Annotated in this window: 5 protein-coding genes; 1 reads left to right on the top strand and 4 read right to left on the bottom strand. The window is 52.1% G+C overall.

The window, feature by feature from the left end; genetic code table 11:
* The coding region (locus tag INT22_RS12745; protein ID WP_226912693.1) for a LysE family translocator at positions 1-451 on the bottom strand (451 nt) is incomplete at its 3' end.
* 135 nt (positions 452-586) lie between these two features.
* Here INT22_RS12745 and INT22_RS12740 point away from each other — a divergent pair.
* Positions 587-790 (top strand): cold-shock protein, encoded by a 204-nt coding sequence (locus INT22_RS12740; RefSeq protein WP_009721950.1) that lies wholly within the window; start codon positions 587-589, stop codon positions 788-790.
* Positions 791-860: 70 nt separating this feature from the next.
* Here INT22_RS12740 and INT22_RS12735 read toward each other — a convergent pair whose 3' ends face one another.
* The 3 genes from INT22_RS12735 to INT22_RS20980 form a co-directional block, all read right to left on the bottom strand.
* Positions 861-1,601, bottom strand: coding sequence for a hypothetical protein (locus INT22_RS12735; protein WP_193068337.1), 741 nt, complete (start codon positions 1,599-1,601; stop codon positions 861-863).
* Between the two features lie 41 nt (positions 1,602-1,642).
* Positions 1,643-2,602 (bottom strand): lipid kinase YegS, encoded by a 960-nt coding sequence (gene yegS, locus INT22_RS12730; protein ID WP_193068336.1) that lies wholly within the window; start codon positions 2,600-2,602, stop codon positions 1,643-1,645.
* A 39-nt stretch (positions 2,603-2,641) separates the two neighbouring features.
* On the bottom strand, positions 2,642-3,539 hold an 898-nt coding region (locus tag INT22_RS20980; protein WP_226912692.1), incomplete at its 5' end, for an aminopeptidase N C-terminal domain-containing protein.

The raw sequence follows: 3,539 nt of genomic DNA, 5'->3' as shown, positions 1-3,539 counted from the left end.
AAGGCGAAATAAATTGGGGTAAAAATGCCATATAGAACACCACGGTTTTGGGGTTCAAGACATTGGACAGCAACCCTTCTTTGATGGGTTGCCAAAATGGCACTGGTGAGCCGCTTGTCATCACGCCTTGAACAGGCAAGGGAGTGCCACGACGCGCCGCCAGCAGGCTGGAGACGCCTAGCCAAATCAGGTAAGCCGCCCCCACCAGTTTTAGCATATGAAATGCCCAGGCCGACTGCAGCAGTATCAGCGAAATACCCAACGCTGAAATAGTTGCGTGGACGAACAACCCGCAGCAAATAGCAATACTTGTTGCAACACCATCTCGAACACCACCACGGGCAGTGTTGCGAATGACGAGCAGCGTATCAACCCCAGGGCTTACTGATAGCAGCGTTATCGCCACAAGGAACGAGACAAACTGAGCATCGATAAAGCCGATTTGCATCATAAGAGGAAGCCCACCAAAAGTTAAAAAATCTTAGGTCCGCAACTGGACGTCTGAATTATTTGCTTCTACATTAATTTTGGCAGGCATTCACAATGGATGCATGCCCAATCATTAAGCATGTTAAGGATATGGACGATGGCGACTGGCACTGTCAAGTGGTTCAACGAGACCAAAGGTTACGGCTTCATCTCTCCTGATGACGGCGGTGACGATCTATTTGCCCACTTCTCCGAAATTCAAGCTGAAGGTTTCAAGACCCTGCAAGACGGTCAAAAAGTCAGCTTTGAGGTAACACAAGGTAAAAAAGGCCTTCAGGCTTCTAACATTCGTCCGGTCTAACACCAGAGGAATAAAACAAGGCACGCTCATGCAGCGGGCCTTATTCATATTCCCTGATTATGTAAGCACATTACTCCTGAGCACGCTCAGTTTCTTGCTCCTCACCGACACTCTCCATACTTTCACTGATCGGCTGCTCACTCTCGAGGGCCTCAAACTGCTCTTCTAAACGCTTTTGCGCTTCTTCAAAACGTCGCTCAGTGTCTTCAATTAGCGCATCTACGTCGGTGGCCTCCAAATGATCATCTAAGTCAGACGTACCGGGCAAGCTGGACTCCGTTTCCCAACTTGGGGTTGGAGCGTCACCATCCATCGGCTCCAAGGCCGGTGTTTGCTGCTCGACTTCTTGAAACTGCTCATCTAAGCGACGCTGAGCTTCTTCAAAGCGGCGCTCGGTCTCAGCAATAACGTCATCGACATCTGAACGAGTGGTTTCGCCAGGCATAGCACTGGCTTCATCGAGAGCATCTTCAGGGTCCGCTGCAAGCGTGTCTTCATCCGCCTGCACCTCTTCGTTATTGGGCGAGGTTGAAGCTTCCGATGCATCATTACTGTCATCTCTCAGTGCCTCTGCCTCCTCTAGTTCCTCTGCCGCTTGGCGCGCTTCAATGTCCTCTTCGATATCATCCGCACTAGCGGCGTCATCCGTCTCTTCGCTGCCATCTGCAGCAGTAGGTGCCTGTTGAGCATCAACGTCACTGCTAGAGGTGCTCTCTTCGTTTTCTGGCGTGGCGTCTTCCTGAGCATCGCCGCAGGCGCTTAGCAGCAGCGCGAGACTGGCCAGTAGTGGCATCCAAAAGCGATTTACCATTGGGCTTTCTCCTTAACAGTGATTCAAGTAATAAAAAACACTTAGTGGCGATCATTAGCCGTCAATAGTGAGCACCCTTCCGGCAGCAGCACTTTCAAGGCAAGCGGCACGACTTCGACGCAAAATCGCTCATAGCGACGCGCCTCTCCATCTAAGGTTAACGGCCAAGGTTCGTCATCTGGCTGAGTCGTCACCGACAGCTGGCTGGCGGTAAAATAGCGCACAAAGCGCCCTTCGGCTGGAAACTGCTGCAGCTCATTTAGCAACGTCGGCAACTCTGCCGCTGATGAAAAGTCCTTGACCAGTAGCACATCGAAACGGCCATCGTCGAGCTTAGCTCTTGGCGCTAATACTTGCCCGCCGCCAGATTGGCGACCATTGCCCAACGCGAGAAGTAACAACGATGCTTCTTGCTGCTGGTCCCCCCAATGCAACGTGCCGCAATAACTACGGTGCCGCCATGCTTTCAAAGCGCCCATTAGGGAGTATGCGCCACCACCTAACATGCGCTTTAGCGTTTTGGGGGTTGATGAGGTAATTTCGGCGCCAAATCCGCCAGTTGTCATGTTGACGTAATAACTAACCGCTTCTTCTGCGCCTGACTGAGCGGTCATTCTGATCACATCAATCGGCGCTGGAGACAAGTGTCCTGCGGCCTCAAGCGCTGGCCCTGGCTCCAGCGGCAAACCGAGGGAAGTAGCAAAATCGTTGGCACTGCCTAACGGCACAATGCCTAGTGCTGGTCGCAGATCATGAGCAATCCGCATGAGCCCGTTAACCACTTCATTAACGGTACCATCGCCACCGCAGGCAATGACCCGCGTAGCGCCCAGCTCGACCGCCTGGGCTGCGAATTCAGCGGCATCGCCGCCTTCCCAGGTCGAACGTACGATGATTGACATCCCTGCCTTGCGCTGCTCTTCAACAGCTTCGCGCAGCGCCGGGTTACCGGCAGACTTACCGTTAATAATCAGTAAATAGTGCTGCTGTGTATCTGTCACCGGCGCATTCCCTCTCCATGGTTAGTTCGCTGGCTTACCTTATGCCAGCGCTTTCTCAACAACTTCGAATACGTTTGACGATAAAGGCTCCTGCTTAATACGCACAAGTTCATCGCGCATTAGCTGCTGACGTTCTTCGTCGAAACGCTGCCAACGGGTTAACGGTGTCACCAGCCGTGCGGCTATTTCGGGATTCAGGCGATTTAGCTCAATAACCACATCGGCTAACAGCGCGTATCCTTTACCATCTAAACGATGGAAATTAATCCGATTTTGGGCAAAGGCTCCGATCAGGGCACGCACTTTATTAGGGTTCTTAATTGAAAATGCTGGGTGCTGCATTAGATATTGAACACGTTCCAGAACATCTGGCTGCGGGCGTGACACCTGTATGGTGAACCACTGATCCATCACCAACGGGTCATGTGCCCATTTTTCGCCAAAGGTCTTCAGTGCTGGAGACGCGATATCATCACAGTCACTATGAACCAACAAGGTCAGCGCAAGACGAACATCGGTCATGTTATGTTCCGCAGCAAACTGCGTTTCGCAAAACGTAATGCCCGCTTCGTCCTCAATCGCCATTAAATAAGTTAAGGCGACGTTTTTGAGGCTACGCTGGGCGATCTGTTCAGGCGTTGGCGCGTAGGGTTCATCGCGTTGGTTCGCTTTATACACGGCGACAAATTCATCACGCAGCGCAACGGCTAACGACTGACGCACGAATTCGCGAGCGGCGTGTATCGCGTCCACATCTACAATCGGCTGCTGCTCGGCAATATAGGCTTCAGAGGGTAGCGTCAGCATTTCTGCCAGCACCGCTTTATCGCTCATAGCGCTGGTAAGCAGCGTTCTAAAGGCTTCCACAACACGGCTATCCATGACCTTTTCAACACCATTACGGTGTGCAGCGATTAGATCATCTAACGCCAGCATA

The organism is Halomonas sp. 3D7M (genome assembly GCF_014897885.1).
Classification (GTDB): Bacteria; Pseudomonadota; Gammaproteobacteria; order Pseudomonadales; family Halomonadaceae; genus Vreelandella.
This window is presented reverse-complemented; position numbering and strand designations above follow the sequence as displayed.